At 68.1% G+C, this 17,973-nt stretch carries 17 protein-coding genes; 9 read left to right on the forward strand and 8 right to left on the reverse strand.

The features are described from left to right. Positions 1-118: 118 nt before the first annotated feature. The 7 genes from AC1M2K_RS01595 (at position 119) to AC1M2K_RS01625 (ending at position 7,205) form a co-directional block, all read left to right on the forward strand. The gene (locus AC1M2K_RS01595; RefSeq protein WP_480237664.1) at positions 119-1,444 is read left to right on the forward strand and encodes a bifunctional o-acetylhomoserine/o-acetylserine sulfhydrylase; all 1,326 of its coding nucleotides are present in this window, start codon (positions 119-121) and stop codon (positions 1,442-1,444) included. Between the two features lie 81 nt (positions 1,445-1,525). Beyond that, complete coding sequence (locus tag AC1M2K_RS01600) at positions 1,526-2,431, forward strand: oxygenase MpaB family protein (RefSeq protein WP_480239576.1); 906 nt, start codon at positions 1,526-1,528, stop codon at positions 2,429-2,431. 91 nt (positions 2,432-2,522) lie between these two features. Then, positions 2,523-3,755 (forward strand): homoserine O-acetyltransferase MetX, encoded by a 1,233-nt coding sequence (gene metX / locus AC1M2K_RS01605; protein ID WP_480239577.1) that lies wholly within the window; start codon positions 2,523-2,525, stop codon positions 3,753-3,755. A gap of 74 nt (positions 3,756-3,829) precedes the next feature. Beyond that, the gene (locus AC1M2K_RS01610) at positions 3,830-5,026 is read left to right on the forward strand and encodes a sensor histidine kinase (protein ID WP_480237667.1); all 1,197 of its coding nucleotides are present in this window, start codon (positions 3,830-3,832) and stop codon (positions 5,024-5,026) included. Next, on the forward strand, positions 5,023-6,198 hold the full coding sequence (locus tag AC1M2K_RS01615; RefSeq protein ID WP_480239578.1) for a hypothetical protein: 1,176 nt from the start codon (positions 5,023-5,025) through the stop codon (positions 6,196-6,198). The genes AC1M2K_RS01610 and AC1M2K_RS01615 overlap by 4 nt, the downstream gene beginning before the upstream one ends. Before the next feature lie 26 nt (positions 6,199-6,224). Beyond that, on the forward strand, positions 6,225-6,872 hold the full coding sequence (locus AC1M2K_RS01620; RefSeq protein ID WP_480237669.1) for a LuxR C-terminal-related transcriptional regulator: 648 nt from the start codon (positions 6,225-6,227) through the stop codon (positions 6,870-6,872). A 27-nt stretch (positions 6,873-6,899) separates the two neighbouring features. After that, positions 6,900-7,205 (forward strand): thiamine-binding protein, encoded by a 306-nt coding sequence (locus AC1M2K_RS01625; RefSeq protein ID WP_480239579.1) that lies wholly within the window; start codon positions 6,900-6,902, stop codon positions 7,203-7,205. On the opposite strand, the gene AC1M2K_RS01630 is transcribed toward AC1M2K_RS01625, so the two are convergent. The 5 genes from AC1M2K_RS01630 to AC1M2K_RS01650 form a co-directional block, all read right to left on the reverse strand. After that, positions 7,145-8,425: a glycosyltransferase 87 family protein gene (locus tag AC1M2K_RS01630; protein WP_480239580.1), complete on the reverse strand. Its 1,281-nt coding sequence runs from the start codon at positions 8,423-8,425 to the stop codon at positions 7,145-7,147. The genes AC1M2K_RS01625 and AC1M2K_RS01630 overlap by 61 nt on opposite strands. Positions 8,426-8,452: 27 nt before the next feature. Then, entirely contained in the window at positions 8,453-9,946 is a 1,494-nt protein-coding gene (locus tag AC1M2K_RS01635) for a ferredoxin--NADP reductase (RefSeq protein ID WP_480239581.1), read from the reverse strand. Further along, positions 9,943-10,824 (reverse strand): FAD:protein FMN transferase, encoded by an 882-nt coding sequence (locus tag AC1M2K_RS01640; protein WP_480239582.1) that lies wholly within the window; start codon positions 10,822-10,824, stop codon positions 9,943-9,945. The genes AC1M2K_RS01635 and AC1M2K_RS01640 overlap by 4 nt, the downstream gene beginning before the upstream one ends. Beyond that, complete coding sequence (locus AC1M2K_RS01645; RefSeq protein ID WP_480239583.1) at positions 10,814-11,254, reverse strand: FMN-binding protein; 441 nt, start codon at positions 11,252-11,254, stop codon at positions 10,814-10,816. Before AC1M2K_RS01645 ends, AC1M2K_RS01640 begins: the two co-directional genes overlap by 11 nt. A gap of 115 nt (positions 11,255-11,369) precedes the next feature. Then, the gene (locus AC1M2K_RS01650) at positions 11,370-12,221 is read right to left on the reverse strand and encodes an ADP-dependent NAD(P)H-hydrate dehydratase (RefSeq protein ID WP_480239584.1); all 852 of its coding nucleotides are present in this window, start codon (positions 12,219-12,221) and stop codon (positions 11,370-11,372) included. Between the two features lie 41 nt (positions 12,222-12,262). Here AC1M2K_RS01650 and AC1M2K_RS01655 point away from each other — a divergent pair, with 41 nt between their 5' ends. Both AC1M2K_RS01655 and AC1M2K_RS01660 read left to right on the forward strand, forming a co-directional pair. Next, the gene (locus tag AC1M2K_RS01655) at positions 12,263-12,886 is read left to right on the forward strand and encodes an HAD family hydrolase (protein WP_480239585.1); all 624 of its coding nucleotides are present in this window, start codon (positions 12,263-12,265) and stop codon (positions 12,884-12,886) included. A 2-nt stretch (positions 12,887-12,888) separates the two neighbouring features. Next, positions 12,889-13,971: an NADH:flavin oxidoreductase/NADH oxidase gene (locus AC1M2K_RS01660; RefSeq protein ID WP_480239586.1), complete on the forward strand. Its 1,083-nt coding sequence runs from the start codon at positions 12,889-12,891 to the stop codon at positions 13,969-13,971. Between the two features lie 44 nt (positions 13,972-14,015). Here the strand turns inward: AC1M2K_RS01660 and AC1M2K_RS01665 are convergent, their stop codons facing one another. The 3 genes from AC1M2K_RS01665 to guaB1 all read right to left on the reverse strand — a co-directional run bounded on the left by AC1M2K_RS01665 (position 14,016) and on the right by guaB1 (position 17,947). Beyond that, entirely contained in the window at positions 14,016-15,065 is a 1,050-nt protein-coding gene (locus AC1M2K_RS01665) for a hemolysin family protein (RefSeq protein WP_480237678.1), read from the reverse strand. Then, positions 15,058-16,374: a hemolysin family protein gene (locus tag AC1M2K_RS01670; RefSeq protein WP_480239587.1), complete on the reverse strand. Its 1,317-nt coding sequence runs from the start codon at positions 16,372-16,374 to the stop codon at positions 15,058-15,060. Before AC1M2K_RS01670 ends, AC1M2K_RS01665 begins: the two co-directional genes overlap by 8 nt. A 133-nt stretch (positions 16,375-16,507) precedes the next feature. Then, positions 16,508-17,947: a GMP reductase gene (gene guaB1 / locus AC1M2K_RS01675; RefSeq protein ID WP_480239588.1), complete on the reverse strand. Its 1,440-nt coding sequence runs from the start codon at positions 17,945-17,947 to the stop codon at positions 16,508-16,510. Positions 17,948-17,973 lie beyond the last annotated feature (26 nt).

Consider the following 17,973-nt stretch of genomic DNA (forward strand, 5'->3'; position numbering starts at 1 on the left):
TATTGCGCGTGCGTTACGTCATATTTCCGGACGCATTGAGATGTCGGCTGAACCGCCATAGCGTGAGGGCAACGATCTTCCGCAATCTCTTGACCCGACCCGAAACGAGGGGGCTATCATGGCCGATTCCAACTCCACCTGGCAGTTCGAAACCAAACAGATCCACTCGGGTGCGGCTCCCGACCCGACCACGAAGGCCCGTGCCACACCGATCTACCAGACGACGAGCTACGTCTTCGACAGCGCGGACCACGCCAAGAACCTCTTCGCCCTGGCCGAGTTCGGCAACATCTACACCCGCATCCAGAACCCGACACAGGCCGTCGTCGAAGAGCGCGTCGCGGCGCTCGAAGGGGGCACAGGCGCCCTCCTCCTCGCCTCGGGCCAGGCGGCGTCCACCATCGCGATCCTCAACATCGCCCAGGCCGGTGACCACATCGTCTCGTCGTCCTCGATCTACGGCGGCACGTACAACCTCTTCAAGTACACCCTCGCCAAGCTCGGCATCGAGACCACCTTCGTCGAAGACCAGGACGACTCGGACGAGTGGCACCGCGCCATCCGCCCGAACACCAAGGCCTTCTTCGCCGAGACCATCGGCAACCCGCGGATCAACATCCTCGACATCTCCCTCGTCTCCGGGATCGCGCACGAGGCCGGCATCCCGCTCATCGTCGACAACACGATCGCCACGCCGTACCTCATCCGCCCCTTCGAGCACGGTGCGGACATCATCGTCCACTCCGCCACGAAGTTCCTCGGCGGTCACGGAACAGTCATCGGCGGCGTCATCGTCGACGGCGGTACCTTCGAATGGTCGAAGAACGTCGAGAAGTTCCCCGGGCTGACCGAGCCAGACCCGTCCTACCACGGCGCCAGCTACACCACAGCGGTCGGCGACAGCCTCGCGTACATCATCAAGGCCCGCGTGCAGCTGCTTCGCGACCTCGGCTCTGCGATCGCCCCTGCGAGCGCCTGGCAGCTCATCCAGGGCATCGAGACCCTGTCGCTGCGGATCGAACGTCATGTGCAGAACGCGCAGGAGATCGCTGAGTGGCTCGACAACCACCCGGACATCGCCAGCGTGAACTACTCAGGACTTCCGTCGAGCCCGTGGTACGCGGCAGCCAACAAATACGCGCCCAAGGGCGTCGGCGCCGTGCTGTCGTTCGAGCTGAAGGGCGGCGTCGATGCCGGCCGCGAGCTCGTCGACACCCTCTCGCTGTTCTCCCACCTGGCGAACATCGGCGACGTGCGCTCGCTCGTCATCCACCCTGCGTCGACGACGCACTCGCAGCTCACCCCTGAGCAGCAGCTGACCACCGGCGTCACGCCCGGTCTGGTGCGCCTCTCGGTCGGCCTCGAGAACGTGGCAGACCTCAAGGCAGACCTCGAGCAGGGACTCGCGGCCGCTCGCGCCGTGGTCGTCGCCGCCCGCGGCTAGCGCTCTGGGCACGGCACCCTGTGGCGGCCCATTCGTGGGCCGCCACAGGCATCTGCACAGTCGGCGGGTTACGATTCGTGCATGAGCAGGATCACCGACACCTGGCGTTCGCACCTGCTCACAACGCTCTCCGGCTCGAGCGACGGCAAACCGCGCTGGGTCGACGCCATCGAGCACGGCTCCGACGAGGGATTCTTCGGTCCGGGCTCAGCTTCGTGGGCGGTCCACGGCGGACTGGCCACCATGGTCGCCGGCATCCGCGCCCTGCTCCTCCAGACCCTGCACCCCGGGGCGATGGCGGGGGTGCACGACTGGTCGAGGTACAGGGAAGACCCGCTCGGCCGGCTCTCCGGCACCATCCAATGGCTCATCACCGTCACGTTCGCCGACACGGCGACGGCCGAGCGGGAGTCCGCCAGGGTCGGCAGCTTCCACAGCAGGGTCTCCGGCACCTACACGGACGCGACGGGAACGGTGCACCCATACTCGGCCGGCGACCCGGACCTGCTCAGCTGGGTGCACATCGTCTTCACCGACTCCTTCCTGGCCTGCCACACCCTCTGGGGCGGTCCGATCCCGGGCGGCGCGGACGCGTACGTGGACGAGTGGGCGCGGGCGGGCGAACTCGTCGGTGTCCCTGACCCGCCACGGTCGGCAGCCGAACTCACAGCCGCGCTGGCGGCGTACCGGGATGCCGGCATCCTGCAGCACGACGAACGGGTCGCCGAGGCAGTCCGGTTCATTCGGAACCCGCCTCTTCGCCGCTCCATGATGCCTGCCTACCGGATCATGTTCGCCGGCGCCGTCGCATCGATTCCCCCTGAGTACAGGGATCTGCTCGGACTCCGCCGTTCCCGACTCCCCGTGGTCGGGGCGACATGCCTTGTCCTGGGCGCCGTTCGCCGCGTCCTCGGTGGGTCGTCGACCTCCGAGGACGCCGCGCGCAGACGGATCGCCCGGTTGCGTTCGGCCGCTCCCCCGCGCTGAGCGGTGTGACGACAGCCTGTCAGCCACCCTTCTTTCGTCGCCACCTTGTAACACAGGCCACGGCGCGTGATCCAGCAGACAGAATGGATGCATGGACTGGCAGACACCCGAAGACACGGTCCCGTCGAGCTTCATCACCGAAGAACTCGCACGGCACCTGCTGGGCAAGCCACCGGCGACAGGGGCCTGGCGCGACGGTGACCCCGCCGGCTCCCGGCTGTTCGCCGACCTCGGCCCCTTCGACTTCGAGAGCGGCGGCAGCCTGCCGCACGTGCGGATCGCCTACGAGACTCACGGCACGCTCAACCCTGAGCGAGACAACGCCGTCCTCATCACCCACGCACTCACCGGCGACAGCCATGTCATCGGGGAGCCAGGCAACGGACATGCCACAGGGGGCTGGTGGGGCGCCATCGTCGGGCCCGGCCTCGCCATCGACACGAACGAATGGTTCGTAGTCACCCCGAACATGCTCGGCGGCTGCCAGGGTTCGACCGGCCCCGCCTCGTTCGCCCCAGACGGCTCCGAATGGGCGTCCCGGTTCCCGTACACGACGATCCGGGACCAGGTCGCCGCACAGGTGCTCCTCTCCGACCTGCTCGGCATCGACCGCTGGGCCGCTGTCGTCGGCGGTTCTGTGGGGGGCATGCACGCGCTCGAGTGGGCCGTCGGCTTCCCGGACCGGGTGTCACGACTGGCCGTGCTCGCCGCACCTCCCCACACAACGGCCGACCAGATCGCACTGAACTCGGTGCAGATCGAGGCGATCCGGATGGATCCGCTCTTCGCGGGCGGGCACTACTACGACGCGCAGGACGGCGACGGTCCCCACCGCGGACTCGCCCTCGCCCGACGGATGGCGCTGCTGAACTATCGCAGCCCGTCCGAACTCAACGCCCGGTTCGGCAGGACATGGCAGTCGGCGCTCAGCCCGCAAGGGGACGGGGGCCGTTACGCGGTCGAGTCGTACATCGACTTCCACGGCAACAAGTTCACGAGGCGGTTCGACGCGAACAGCTACATCACCCTCGTCGAGGCCATGAACTCGCACGACATCGGCAGGGGCCGCGGCGGGATCGACGCCGCGCTTGACCGGATCACGGCGACCACCCTCGTCCTGGGAATCGACTCCGACCGGCTGTTCCCCCTTGAAGGACAGGAGACGATCGCCAGCGGCATCCGTCACAACATCGACGGGACCCAGCCGGCGGTCATCACGTCGGACTACGGACACGACGGCTTCCTCATCGAGGCTGACGCCGTCAGCAGCCACCTGCGGCGCCTGCTGGACACAGCCGACCGGCGAGCCGCTTCCCTCTCCTGAGCGGCCGATCGCCATAGACTGCTCGACATGACCGGCAGCGACAACGATGCGCGCGCCGCCCGGTGGGCGGTGTCGTGAGCCCGTCCCGACTGAGCCCGGAGGAGCGTGACCGCTTCTCGTGGCAGTTGGCGCGTCTGCTGTACCGCACCACGCGCCTGTTCGCCCTGACGGGGACGATCGTCGCCGCGATCTGCGTGTCGATACCGGGAGCCATGCCTCTTCCGAACACGGTCCTCTGCCTCGCGTTGCTCGCCGCCCTCGCCGTGACCCAGCTGCTGATGACCCACCGGCCGCACCCGCTCTGGATGATCCTCGCGTTCTCGATCGGTCTCTGTCTCATCGCGGCCATCTACATGCCTGCCGGAGGTCAGCTCAACGTCGCGACCGGATCGGCCATCGCCGCGATCGGCGCGTGGGGAATCGGCTCGATGGCCACCATCCTCGTGTCGTCATGGGGCCAGTTCCTCTGCCTCATCCTCGCTTTCGTCGCCACGATGGGTTACCTGCTCCTCCTCAGCATCGGGAACAACCCGCGCACGAGCACACTGCTCCTCTTCGTCCTCTGCGGCTGGGTGGTCTCGACGCTCTTCGGCACGTGGCTGCGGTCCAGCTTCCCGCGGGTGATGCGCCGGATCTCGAGCATCGGCCGCGCACACAACGTCGAGCGGCGTGCGAGCGAGACCGAGGCGCAACGCCACAGGGACGCACGACTGCTGCACGACACAGTCCTCGCCACCCTCACCCTGCTCGCCCACTCCGGTGTCGGCGTTCCCGCCGCCGCGCTCCGCTCGCAGGCCGAGTCCGACGGTCTCCTGCTCAAACGTCTGCGCCTCGGCGAGACGCCCCAGCCCCGCTCCTCAGGGGAATACACGCTCACGAACACCGCCGAACTCGCGCTCGGCGGGACCCTCGAGGCGCTCAAGGGGCGTTTCGGATCGATGGGGCTCGACATCGACTGGCACGGCTCGGGCCAGATCGGCCTGCCGGGGAAGAAACTCGAGGCGTTCATCCTCGCCCTTTCGGAGTGCCTGGAGAACGTGCGCAGGCACTCGGGAGTGAGCGAGGCCCACGTCACCCTGAGCGACGACGGCGAGATCGTCCGCGGTGTGGTGACGGATGCCGGGAGCGGCTTCGACCCGGCAACCGTCCCCCACGGAAAACTGGGCTTCGCCGACTCCGTCGTCGCCAGGGTGCGCGACTCGGGTGGAAGCGTGCGCGTCTTCAGCGCACCGAGTGCCGGAACGACCGTCGTACTGGAGATGCCGAAATGACCGACGTCAGGGACAGGCCGGACCGCACCGCATCCGCACGCGCCACGCTGGGGACGAGCCAGCTGGGAGCATCGCTCGCCATCGCCGGCGGCGTCATCATGCTCAATTCGCTGTGGCGATACAGCCAGCACCTGGCCGAATACCAGGCGCCGATGCTCAACGCGGGCGCGTGGATCCTGCTGCTCACGGCATCCGTGGTCACCGTCGTCACCGTGCGCGCCAACGGTTACCTCCTCGGCGACCTCTCCTTCGCCCTGCTCATCCTCTGCCTCGCGATCGTGGTGACGCTGGATCTCGTCGCGGTGTGGGGACAGAGCGAGGCAGGGCTGTACCCCACAGCGGCGATCGGGGCGGGCGGCGCCCTGCTCGGAATCGTGACGCTCCGTTCGGTCTGGGACGTCGCGCTCGCGGCCGGCGCCCTCGGACTCGCCATCGCCGCCACCTTCATCACCGGGCAGAACGCCGACCCGCTGAACGGCGGGACGGAGCTCCTGCTGACGGCGCTCGCGATCATGCCTCCGCTGATCGCCTGCATCATCGTCAGCTCCTATCGCCGGATGGTCCTCATGGCGCTGGACCGGGTGCTCATCCAGTCGACGGTCATGGCTCCGGCGTTCGGAGTGAGCATGCTCGAGTCCGAGGAACTCGCAAGCGTCGACCTCGAGGTGGAGCAGCTCTTCGATGACATCGCATCCGGCCGTGAACCGCTTCCGCTCGGGCCGGACCGCGCCGAACGCGCCGGCGAACTCTCCACCGTGCTTCGCCGGCACCTCATCGCCGGCCGGAACTACACCTGGCTGCACCACGCAATCGCCGAGTCGGATTTCCTCTCGGTATCGGTCGAGCTTCGCGATGAACAGGCACTCGCCGCGCTGCTCGACCAGCGCCAGCGCGACGGCCTGCTGTCTGCCCTCTGGCTGCTGATGTACGGCGAGCAACGCACGGCAAGACGCGCCATCGTGACGCTCGGGCCGTCCGTGGCCACGACCGTCGGCGGCAAGCCGCGCCTGCGCTTCCCGATCCAGATCGAAGCCAAAGGCATGCGGCGCGTCGACGTCGAACCTGCCACATGGCAGCATTTGAGCCGCGCAGGGCGGTATGTTGATACCACGACGCCGAGCGCCCTGATGGTCGTCATCGAGTGCACGGTCGACAGTCCGATCGATCACTAGACCACGGGCGCGTAGAGGGGAACCACATGAGCAGCGCTGACAGTCCAATTCGTCTCGCCATCGTCGACGATCACAAGATGCTCCTCGGAGCACTGACGGAATGGATTCGTGGCGCCGCCACCGACATCCGCATGGTCGCTGCCGTGCCGACCTGGCCGGAATTGCTCACGCATTCCGAGTTCCCGGTCGACGTGGTGCTGCTCGACCTCGACCTCAAGGACAACATCCCGGTGTCCCTGAAGCTCTCCATCCTCAAGACCACCGGGGTGAAGACCGTGCTCATGAGCACATACTCGGATCCCGCCGTCGTGCGTGAGGCTCTCGCATCGGGCGCCCTCGGCTACCTCGTCAAGACCGAGGACCCGACGATGATCGTCGAGGCCATTCGTTCCGCATTCGCCGGTGAGTCATTCATCTCGCACGAACTCGACATCGCGCTCAACGCCACAACGACCGGCTCGCCGAAGCTCAGCGCACAGGAGCGCCGTGTGATGGCGCTGTACGCCGCCGGTGAACCTGTGAAGAGCGTCGCTTACGAGCTCGGCATCTCCGAAGAGACCGCGAAGAGCTACCTCAAACGCATCCGCGAGAAGTACCGCGCCTCCGGGTTCGACGTCGGCACCAAGGTCGCGCTCCGTAAGCGCGCCATCCTCGACGGCATCATCCTCGACTGACAGCGCAGCGAGTGGGAGAATGGGCACATGCTCGTCTCCTTCTCCGTCGCCCCCTCAGGTACCGGCCGCGCCGACGCATCGGTGCATGACGCCGTCGCCGCCGCTGTCCGCATCGTCAGGGATTCCGGCCTGCCCAACCACACCGACGCCATGTTCACGACGATCGAGGGCGACTGGGACGAGGTGTTCGACGTCATCCGGCGCGCGACGGACGCGGTCGGCCAGTACGGGTCACGGGTGTCGCTCGTCCTCAAAGCGGATATCCGCCCCGGCTACTCCGGAGAACTGACCGCCAAGGTCGACCGGCTCGAAGCGGCACTCGGCGACGGCTGAGCCGCTCTGGTGCCCGCCCGCCACACGTCGGCGAGCGCCCAGCCGAGCAGGACGAGCAGCCCGACGTTCCGCAGCGTGAGCACGAACACCATGGCGGGCGCGGCCGTCAGGAGCGCCCCGTACAGGTAGGGGTAGAACATCTGGGTCAGTGCCGCCAGGGCGAGGGCGAGCCCGGCCGGCCAGGCGAAGCGCCTGCCCCTGTGGACGATCCCGATGATCACCGGTGCGATCAGCCAGACCTGGAACTGCGGTGACCCCACCTTGTTGAAGACGATCAGCACGAGAACCAGGGCAAGGGCGAGCGACGGGAACAGCCGGACCAACGATGCTCCCCTCCGCGTCGCGAGGATGCCGGCGAGGACGGTCCCGGCGACGGCAAGCGCGAGGAGTGGCGTCATCAGTGCGATCGCCGTACCCACGCCAGGGCCGCTGACCTGGAAGGTGAGGATCCGCTGGTCGTAGTACACGAAGCTGCCGGGACTGGCGGCAGAGGCGAGCCAGAGATACGGCGTCGACACCGGCGCCTCGATCTGCAGCCCGCGACCGGTCTGTTCGGTGACGAACCCGAAAAGGTGTTGCCCTCCACCGAGCACGAACACGGCGGCCGCGATGATCGCGCTCGTCACCGCCCCGGCCAGCAGGATCGCGATCCGCTGTCGTGAGCTGACGAGCAGGGCCCCGATGAGGGCGGCCGGCCACACCTTCATCCAGGTGGCGACAGCGAGAAGAACCCCGCCGACCGTCGGGTGGCGTGCGACGAGGAGCAGGGCCACGACCGCGATCGGCACGGTGATCGAGTCGATCCTCGCCAGCGCGATCGGCCCGAGCAGCGCGGTGAACGCGAGCCACCACCAGGCCGCGAGCTCCCGGCGGCGTGAGGCCCCTGAGCCGAGCAGCACGGCGAACGCCGCAGCGTTGAAGACGGTGACGAGCGCCAGCCAGAGCTGGCCGTAGAGATCCGGGCCGAGGCCCATTGCCGCGAGCATCGGCACGATCGCGAGCGCGGGATACACCCATGACTCGGTGATGCCGACGATCGGGCCGCCGGAGAGCGCCTGCTCGATCCACGGCCGGTAGACCAGGGTGACGTCGCCGAGCGGCAGACCGATGGCGTAGTCGCCGATTCCGGTGCCGGGGAGGCCGAGGCAGATCCACGCGAGAACGGCGTGCACGACGACGAACGCCGCCCAGATGCCGATTCGCCTGCTCACCGCACTCATCCTAGGCGGGTGCGCCGGAGGCGCAGGTCAGTAGCCCGAGAAGTAGTCTGTCTTCGCCCGGCGGCCGAGCACGGGCCGCAGGGTGTCGACCAGGCCGGGCGGACCGGAGATCAACGCGGTCCGCTCACGCAGGTCGGGGATGGCCTCGGTGAGCCGTTCAGCCGTCAGCCGTCCGGGGCCGAGCCAGGTCCAGCCGGCAGGGAGGTCGCGTGGGGGCTCCTGGGAGGCCACGAAGACCGGCACGCCGAGCAGTTCGAGTTCCGTCCGATATGCGATCTCCGACGGTCCTGCGACCGCGTAGACGAGCACGAGGTCCCGTCGTTCGCTGCGCCTGCCCAGGTCGGACAACTGGCTGAGGAATGGGGTGATCCCGATCCCCGCGGCGACGAGGACCAGCGGTGTCGCCGCATCCCGTGGCAGTGTGAAGTCACCCCAGATCCCTGTAGCCCTGATGCTCGCCCCCGGTTCGATCCGGCCGAGGGCGGTCTTGAACGAACTTCCGGGGTCATTCTCCCTGTACGCGATCGCCACTGTCCTGTCGACCGGTGCCGTCACGATGCTGAACATCCGGCGGTCTCCCCTCGAGTCGGCACCGCGGTGCGGGACGGAGAGCTCGAGGTACTGGCCTGCGGTGAACCGGAGTTCCGCCGACGGACGGAACCGCAACTCCACGGCCGACGGTGTCAGCCGGGTGCGCGATTCGAGGACCAGGCGGATGCCGCGGCGCTGGCCGGCGAGGAAGGCGAGCAGATTCCCGACGACGAGGGCGAGCTCGGGTGTGGCGAAGAGCGGGCCGATGGCGTACGGGATGGCGAACAGCACACCGACGACGACGGCCTCGGCGAGCTGCTGCCACCGCCTCGGTGGGAGCGTGAGCGGTTCGGTCAGCATGAACGCGGCGAAGAAGACGACGGGATACGAGGTGAACGGTGTCGCGAGGGCTGCGCCGAGCGACATCCCGTTCCCCAGGAGCTGGGACACGATCACGGCGACGCTGACGAGGACGAACACACCGGCCAGTGCGAAGCGCCGCGTGCGGTAGAGCACGAAGAATGCGGCGATCGCCACCGCCGGGAGCATGGCGGTACTGCCCACCCACCAGTACGACACGCCGAGCCCGGTGACGCCGACGAGAACGGTGCCGAAGGCCGCCGGGTTGAACAGGTGTCTGCCCCGCACTGCCACGACATATTTGGACGCGGTCGCCACGAGGGCGGCGACGGCGGTGGCGAGGAGCTCGAGGGGTTCGAGGCTCGGCCGGAAGATGAAGAACAGCAGCAGTCCGGTAATGATCGCCGATTCGGTGTGGGCCGTCACCCGGAACAGCGGCGCGACGAGCCGGTTCGAGATCACGCTCACGCCGACGGCCACGGCGAGTCCGGCGAAGAGCTCGAGAGGGGTGAAGAAGAGCACCCCTGTCGCGGACAGGACCAGGCTGACGACGACGAGGATCCCCAGCCAGACGCTGACCAGCCGGTACATCGTCACCCGGCCGATCGCGATGTCGAAACGGCGTTTCATCGGAAGAGCTCCCCGGGGAAGCCGGGCGATCGCTCGATGCGCCCGTCGGTGAAGATCCGGACGCCCTCGGCGCCGAACGTGGTTGCGAGCTCCGCCGGTGCGGCGAAGAAGAGTGCGGTGGCGACACCGTCGGCGACCGCGGTGTCGTCGGCGAGAGCCCAGGTTGCGACGACCGTGTCCACCGGCGACCCCGTCCGTCCGTCGATCACATGGTGAAGTCCGTTCCCCCACGCCCGGCGGTTCGTGGCCGATGCGCAGAGGGCTCCGTCGGTGAGGGTGACGACGCCGACGGCCCGTGTCGCGTCGAACGGATGCTCGAGGGCGACCCGGATCGGGGCGCCCCTGTGTGCGATGTCCCCTGACGCGTCGACGGTGAACGCCGAGTGACCCGCCGTGTGAAGAAGGCCGGCGACGAGGTCGACCAGGTAGCCCTTCCCGACAGCGCCGATGTCGATGGTGACGGCGCTGGTCGTGTGCAGCACCGTGCCGTCGAGGCTGGCGATGTCGATCCAGGCGGGCGCACCTGTACGCGGTCCGTCCGAGGCGCGCAGCGAATAGGCCGCGTCATAGCCGAGCCGGTTGAGTGCGTCGCCCACGAACGGAGACACGGCGCCGGCCGTCGCACGGCTGAGACGCTCGTAGAGGGCGAAGAGCGGCGGCGCGTCGGAGCCGAGGTCCCGTGCCCCGGGAGACGCGGCGATCTGCGCCACCACCGAATCGGAGCGGAACCGCGACCAGGTCAGGTCGAAGGCGGCGATGCGGTCCAGGATGTCGGAGGAGAGACCCTGCCCGATCGGTTCAGCCGAGTCGATCTGCCAGCGGGTTCCGATGGCCTCGAAGACCATCGGAACCGCCGTCCCGGCCTGGTCAGCTGGCATCTTCCCTGATCTGCTCGATCGCGTCGTTGAAGCCGCCGCTGGTGAGCGACGAGCCCGCGACCTTCGACACGTTGAGCTCGTCGATGTTCTTGCCGACGGCGAGCTCGTCGATGCCGCCGATGAACTCACCCTGGAATTTCTTCGCGTTCGGGGTGCCGCCTGAACCGGTCACCTCCAAGTCGGAGATCGTGTTGTCCTCGAGGCTGAGGGTGACGGTGACCGATTCCTCTCCGCCCGGGGACTGGTAGTTCCCTGTCGCCGTGTATTCGCCGTCCGCGTACTCGGTGGTCGTCGTCGGCTCCTGTCCGGCGTCCGTCGACCCCGACGGGTCCTCGCCCGAGGATCCGGAGGAGGCGCATCCGGCCAGTCCACCGATCATGGCGATACCGGCGAGTGCCGCCGCAACGTTCTGTCTCGTTCGAATCTGCATTGCCTGTCCTCTTCCCGGTGACTGAGCACCGTCTCAACGGCTGCCGTTGGCAACGCTAACCCGTGTGTCACAAGCTCTTCGTTGCGGCGGCTGTGAGGAGCCTGTGAAACCAGGGTCACGCCGGTTCGGCGCTGAGAAGCCGCCTGACGGCATCCGGAACCCGCTCGGCGATGTCGAGCGCGACGATCGGTCCCCCGCGCGACGCGATCGAGGCCGCCAGCCCGTGGATCACCGCAGCGCTTGCGGCGATCCGCGCGGTCATGCCGGGCTCCGCCGCCGCATCGGTGTGCGTGGCGAGGAGCGCACCGAGGATTCCGCCCAGCACGTCTCCCGAGCCCGCCGTCGCCGTCCATGGAGGGGCGATCGACACGGAGAGCACCTGGCCGTCCGGTTCTGCGACCCACGTGGTCGAGCCTTTGAGCAGCACCGTGACGCCCAGCTGACGTGCCGCCCGCGCCGCCCAGCGGTCGGGCGCCGCAGCGATGCCAGCCACGTCCACTGTCGTCCCCGCAGCGGCCAGCATCCTCGACAGTTCGCGGTAATGCGGTGTGACGATCACCCCTGGGCGCGGAGCGAGCGCGACACTCTCGAGCGCCCCGGCATCGGCGACGACGGGCTGGCTCGACGCCAGGGCGTCCGAGAACAGCGCGCCGAGCAGCCCGAGGTCCTGTGAGTCGGTGCCCGAACCGATCAGCCAGGCCTGCACGCGCCCCGGCGCGGACACCACCTCGGGGCGTCGGGCGATGACCGCTTCTGTGGCATCGCCGAGGTACCTGATCATGCCGAGTCCGGTCCTCGCCGCGGCCTCCACACCGAGAACGGCAGCACCGGGGAATGCGCTCGAACCGGTGACGACGCCGAGGACGCCGCGGCTGTATTTGTCGCTGGCAACTGTCGGAACCGCGATGCACGCTGCCGCATCTCGCTCGCCCCACGGCATCCGGTGTGCTCCGGGAAGATTCTCCATCCCTTCACGATAGGTTGAATTCTGGCAGGAGGGCGGTATTCATGGCGATTCGGATCCCAGGGCGTGTAGTCGTGTTCGACTACGGGGAAGTCATCTCGCGGTCGCCGAGCGATGCGGACCGCACCGCCGTCGAACACGCTGCAGGGGTCGACGCCGAGCCATTCTGGCCGGCGTACTGGAGGCACAGGGACGCCCTCGATCATGGGCGCCTGTCCACCCACGACTACTGGAGACGGATCGCAGACGACCTCGGAACCGACTGGTCCGACTCGCACATCCACCAGCTCTGGATCACCGACTACCGCAGCTGGCTGTCGATCGATACGCAGGTCTTCGACATCATCGCCGAGCTCCACGACGGAGGCACGCGCGTGGCTCTGCTCTCGAACGCGGCCGAGGAGTACGGCGGTTACCTGCGCGGCGGCCCCATGGCCCGGTTCTTCGAGCGCATGTTCGTGAGCGCCGAGATGGGCAAGCTCAAACCGTCCGCCGACATCTATCTCGAGGTCGCTGCCGAACTCGGCGTCACCCCCGACCAGCTCATCTTCATCGACAACAAAGCCACCAACGTCGAGGGTGCCGAGGCGCTCGGCGTCACCGGGCACGTGTTCACGGATGCCGCCGGGCTCCGCGCCTTCCTCACAACGCTCGCCGACCAGGAGTAACAATGTCCGCTCTATTCGAACCGTTGACCTTGCGCGCCCTGACGCTGCGCAACCGCCTCTGGATCTCCCCGATGTGCCAGTACTCCGTCGAGGCGGAAGACGGCATCCCCACCGACTGGCAGCTCGTCCACCTCGGCCAGTTCGCCATCGGGGGCGCCGGGCTGATCTTCGCTGAGGCGACGGCGGTCACCCCTGACGGCCGCATCTCACCGCAGGACACCGGGATCTGGAACGACGAGCAGGCGGCGGCGTGGGAACGCGTCGTCCGTTTCATCCGCGGCCAGGGCTCAGCGGCCGGCATCCAACTCGCCCACGCCGGCCGGAAGGCTTCGACGTTTGCCCCGTGGGGCACCGACAGGCGCGGCAGCGTGCCGGTGTCGGACGGGGGCTGGCAGACAGTCGGACCCACCGACGCGGCGTTCGGCGACTTCGCCGCTCCTGTCGCCCTCGACGAGGCCGGGATCGATGAGATCGTGGCGGCGTTCGCCGTCGCAGCGACCCGCGCGGTGAACGCCGGATTCGACGTGATCGAATTGCACGCGGCCCACGGCTACCTGCTGCACCAGTTCCTCACGCCGCTCGTCAACACGCGCACCGACGCCTACGGCGGGTCACTGGAGAACCGGGCCCGCTTCCTCCTCCGCGTGATCGAGGCCGTGCGTGCCGTCATCGGCGAGACGGTTCTCATGGTCCGGTTCTCGGCGACCGACTGGGTCGAGGGGGGTTGGAACGACGTCGACACGGCCACGGTCGCCGGCTGGGCGGAGGATGCCGGCGTCGACTTCTTCGACATCTCCACCGGCGGCGCGGTCGCCGGAGCGCAGATCCCGCTCTCACCCGGCTACCAGGTGCCGTTCGCCTCGTCCGTCAAGGACAACGCCCAGGTGAGGGTCTCGGCGGTCGGGCTCATCACGGACCCGCTCGAGGCCGAGGACATCGTCCGTTCGGGTCGCGCCGACGCGGTCATGATCGCGCGGGAGGCGCTTCGCGACCCGCACTTCGCCCTCCGCGCTGCCGCGCTGCTGGAGGCCCAGGACCCCACGCCGGGGCAGTACCGTCGGGCGCCCTACCGCGTCACGGCCTGAGCCGGTGTGTCCGTCCGCGTCGCGGACGGGACACGCCGTCGTGCTCAGCGGCGCTGCGTGGCATCCTGAACTTCGCCGACCAGTTCTTCGATGATGTCCTCGAGGAACAGCACACCGGTGGTCTCCCCCTCGGTGTTGAACGCGCGCGCCAGGTGCGCCCCGGAGCGGCGCATGATGGCGAGGGCGTCCTCGAGGTCGGTGTCCTGGAAGATCGACACGAGCTGACGGATGCGCTTCGCCGGCACCGGCTTGTCCTCATCGCCGGCCTCGGCGGTCGACTCGAGCCGCAGGATGTCCTTGAGGTGCAGGTAGCCGCTCGGCAGGCCGTCGGCGTCGACGACGACGTATCGCGAGAACCCGTGCTTGGCGACGGCACGCTCGACCTGCGCAGGCGTGGTGTCCGCCGGCAGCGTGACGAGCTTGTCCACCGGGATCGCGACGTCGATCACGGTCTTGTTCGTGAACTCGAACGCCGCGAGAAGGGCGCCGGTCGAATCGAGCAGCAGACCCTCCTTCGTGGACTGGTTGACGATGTTCGCGACTTCGTCGAGGGTGAACGTCGACGTGGCCTCGTCCTTCGGTTCGACCCCGAACAGCCTCAGAACCGCGTTCGCGACCGCGTTGAGCGACCAGATCACCGGCTTGAAGACGCGCGCGACGAAGACGAGAGGAGGGGCGAGCAGCAGCACCGCCCGGTCAGGCAGCGAGAACGACAGGTTCTTCGGCACCATCTCACCGAAGACGACGTGGAGATACGACACGAGCAGCAGCGTGATGATGAACGCGATCGTGCCGACCGCTTCCTCCGGCAGGCCGGTGACCTGCAACGGCACCTCGAGGAGGTGGTGAATGGCCGGCTCGGACACGTTGAGGATGAGCAGCGAGCACACCGTGATGCCCAGCTGGCTGGTCGCCAGCATGAGGGTGGCGTGTTCCATGGCCCAGAGCGCCGTGATGGCGCTCCGCTTGCCCTGCTCGGCGAGCGGCTCGATCTGCGACCGCTTGGCCGAGATCACGGCGAACTCGGCGCCGACGAAGAACGCATTGCCGGCGAGCAGCACGAACAGCCAGGCGATTCCTGCCCAATCACTCATCGTCTTCGCCCTCCTCGGCGGGGTGGGGGGTGAAGCGGATGCGGTCGATCCTGCGACCGTCGAGGCGTTCGACGCGCAACGTGCCCGAGTCGATCGACACCTCGTCGCCGATCAGCGGAAGTCGACCGAGTTCGCTCATCACGAAGCCGGCGACGGTCTCGTACGGTCCGTCCTCAGGCACGGTGATCGCCGTGCGTTCCAGCAGTTCATCCGGGCGCAGGCTTCCGGGGAATGCGATCGAGCCCAGCGTCTTCACGACACCGGCGCGGGTGCGGTCGTGCTCGTCTGCGACCTCACCGACGAGTTCCTCGACGAGGTCCTCGAGGGTGACGATGCCTGCGGTTCCGCCGTATTCGTCGACGACGACGGCCATCTGGTAGCCCCGGCCCCTCAGTTCCTCGAGGAGCGCGTCGAGCCGCATGGTCTCAGGCACGCGGACGATGTCGTACTGCAGGGCCGAGACCGGAACATCCGCCCGCCTGTCACGGGGGACCGCGATGGCCTGCTTGACGTGGACGAGACCGACGACGTCATCCGCGTCCTCGTCAATCACCGGGAAACGCGAGTAACCCGTTGTGCGGGCACGGTCAACGACGACCTGCGCGGATTCGTTGCGGCGGACGGACTCGACTCGTGGCCGCGGCGTCATGACGTCGTCCGCCGTGTGGTTCGCGAACTGGAGGGTCCGGTTGAGCAGGGTCGCGGTGTCGCTCTCCAGCGTTCCTGCTCCAGCGCTCCGTCGGACGAGGCTGGACAGCTCCTCTGCGGTGCGGGCGCCGGACAGTTCTTCCTTCGGCTCGATGCCCATCGAACGCAGGATGCCGTTGGCGCTGCCGTTGAGGACGACGATCGCGGGCTTGAACACCGTCGTGAACACGGTCTGGAACGGGATGACGAGTTTCGCGGTCTGCACGGGGAGCGCGAGGGCGAAGTTCTTCGGAACCAGCTCGCCGATGATCATCGACAGCAGGGTGGCCACGGTGATCGCGACGGTCACGGCGATCGGTGTGACCGCTCCCTCGGGGATCCCGAGAGCCGTGAGCGGCGGGGTGAGGAGCGTGGAGATGGCCGGCTCCATCGTGTAACCGGTGAGCAGGGTGGTCAGCGTGATGCCGAGCTGGGCGCTCGACAGGTGCGTCGAGGTGATCTTCAGCGCGGCGATGGTCATGCCGAGCCTGGTCTCCCCCTTCGCCTGTCGGGCTTCGAGGTCGGATCGGTCGAGGTTGACGAGAGCGAACTCGCTGGCGACGAAGAGGCCGGTGCCGACGGTCAGAGCCAGGCCGACACCGAGGAGGATCCACTCAAACATGGGTCAACTCCCGCGCAGGCGAGACGGGTTGATGGGCTTCGGGCGAACTGGCAGGAGGGGGGTCGTCCATTGTGCGCTCAATTATACGCAGCACGGAGTGGGGGTTCGCTGCAGGGGCGGTGCAGCGCGACCGCTACCAGGACACCGGTAGCGCCTTGCCCTCTTCGTAGCCGGATGCCGACTGCAGGCCGACGAGTGATCGCTCCCTGAACTCGGCGAGCGACGCTGCGCCGGCGTAGGTGAACGACGACCGCACCCCCGAGATGATCATGTCGAGCAGGTCCTCGAGCGACGGACGGGCGGGGTCGAGGTAGATCTTCGACGACGAGATCCCCTCGGCGAACAGTGTCTTCCTCGCGAGCTCGTAGGGGTCGAGCCTGCCGAAACGTTCCTGCACCGCCTTCGTGGACGCCATGCCCCAGCTCTCCTTGAACAGCCGGCCGGACGCATCCGTCTTCAGGATGCCGGGGGCTTCGACCGTCCCCGCGAACCAGGAGCCGATCATCACAGACGCGGCCCCTGCGGCGAGTGCGAGTGCGACGTCGCGCGGGTAGCGCACGCCGCCGTCCGCCCAGACGTGGGCACCGAGGTCGCGCGCGGTCTCTGCGGTCTCGAGCACGGCCGAGAACTGCGGGCGCCCGACGGCGGTCATCATGCGAGTGGTGCACATGGCTCCAGGGCCGACGCCCACCTTGACGATGTCGGCGCCGGCGGCGACGAGGTCGGAGACGCCGCTCGCCGTTACGACGTTGCCTGCGACGAGGGGAATCCCGAGCCCGAGCCCCTTCACCGTTGCGAGCGCGCGCAGCATCCCCTCCTGGTGTCCGTGCGCCGTGTCGATGACGAGGGTGTCGACCCCGGCAGCGGCGAGCGCGCGGGCCTTGGACGCGACATCGCCGTTGATGCCGATGGCGGCGGCCACGAGCAGACGGCCGGATGCGTCGACGGACGGCGAGTAGAGCGTCGAACGGAGCGCAGATGTGCGGCTCAGCGTGCCGACGAGCTTCCCGTGGCGGAGCACGGGGGCGAAATCGAGGTCGGCGGCGACGAGCAGGTCGAATGCGGCACGCGGGTCGGTGACGTCTTCGGCGTCGATCGAGGCGAGGGACCCGTGCAGTAGATCGCCCAGCCTGGCGTCGGGGAGGGCGTGCTCCAGGTCCGTGGCGTGGAGACACCCGGCGTATCCGCCGTCGGCCTCCGTGATGACGATGCCGTGGCCGGCCAGAGCGGGGAGGAGGGAGAGCGCCTCGGCCACCGTGGCTTCCCTGCCCAGTTCGATCGGGATGTCGAATTCGACCGGACGTTCCTTCACCCAGCGGATTGCGGCATCCAGTCGCTGCAGCGGCATGTCCTGGGGAAGGACCCCGAGTCCTCCGCGCCTGGCGAGCGTCGCCGCGAGCCGCGGGCCGGTGACCGAGTTCATGTTGGCCGACACGATCGGGAGCTTCGCCCCTGTGCCGTCCCCCGGCGCGAGCGACACGTCGAGGCGGCTCGACACACCCGATCGGGACGGGACGAGGAACACGTCCGAGTAGGTGAGATCGAAAGTCGGTGCGTCTCCGTAGAACTCCATACGACCACGCTACCCATCACGCAAGC

This window comes from Mycetocola sp. Y171 (assembly GCF_056713165.1).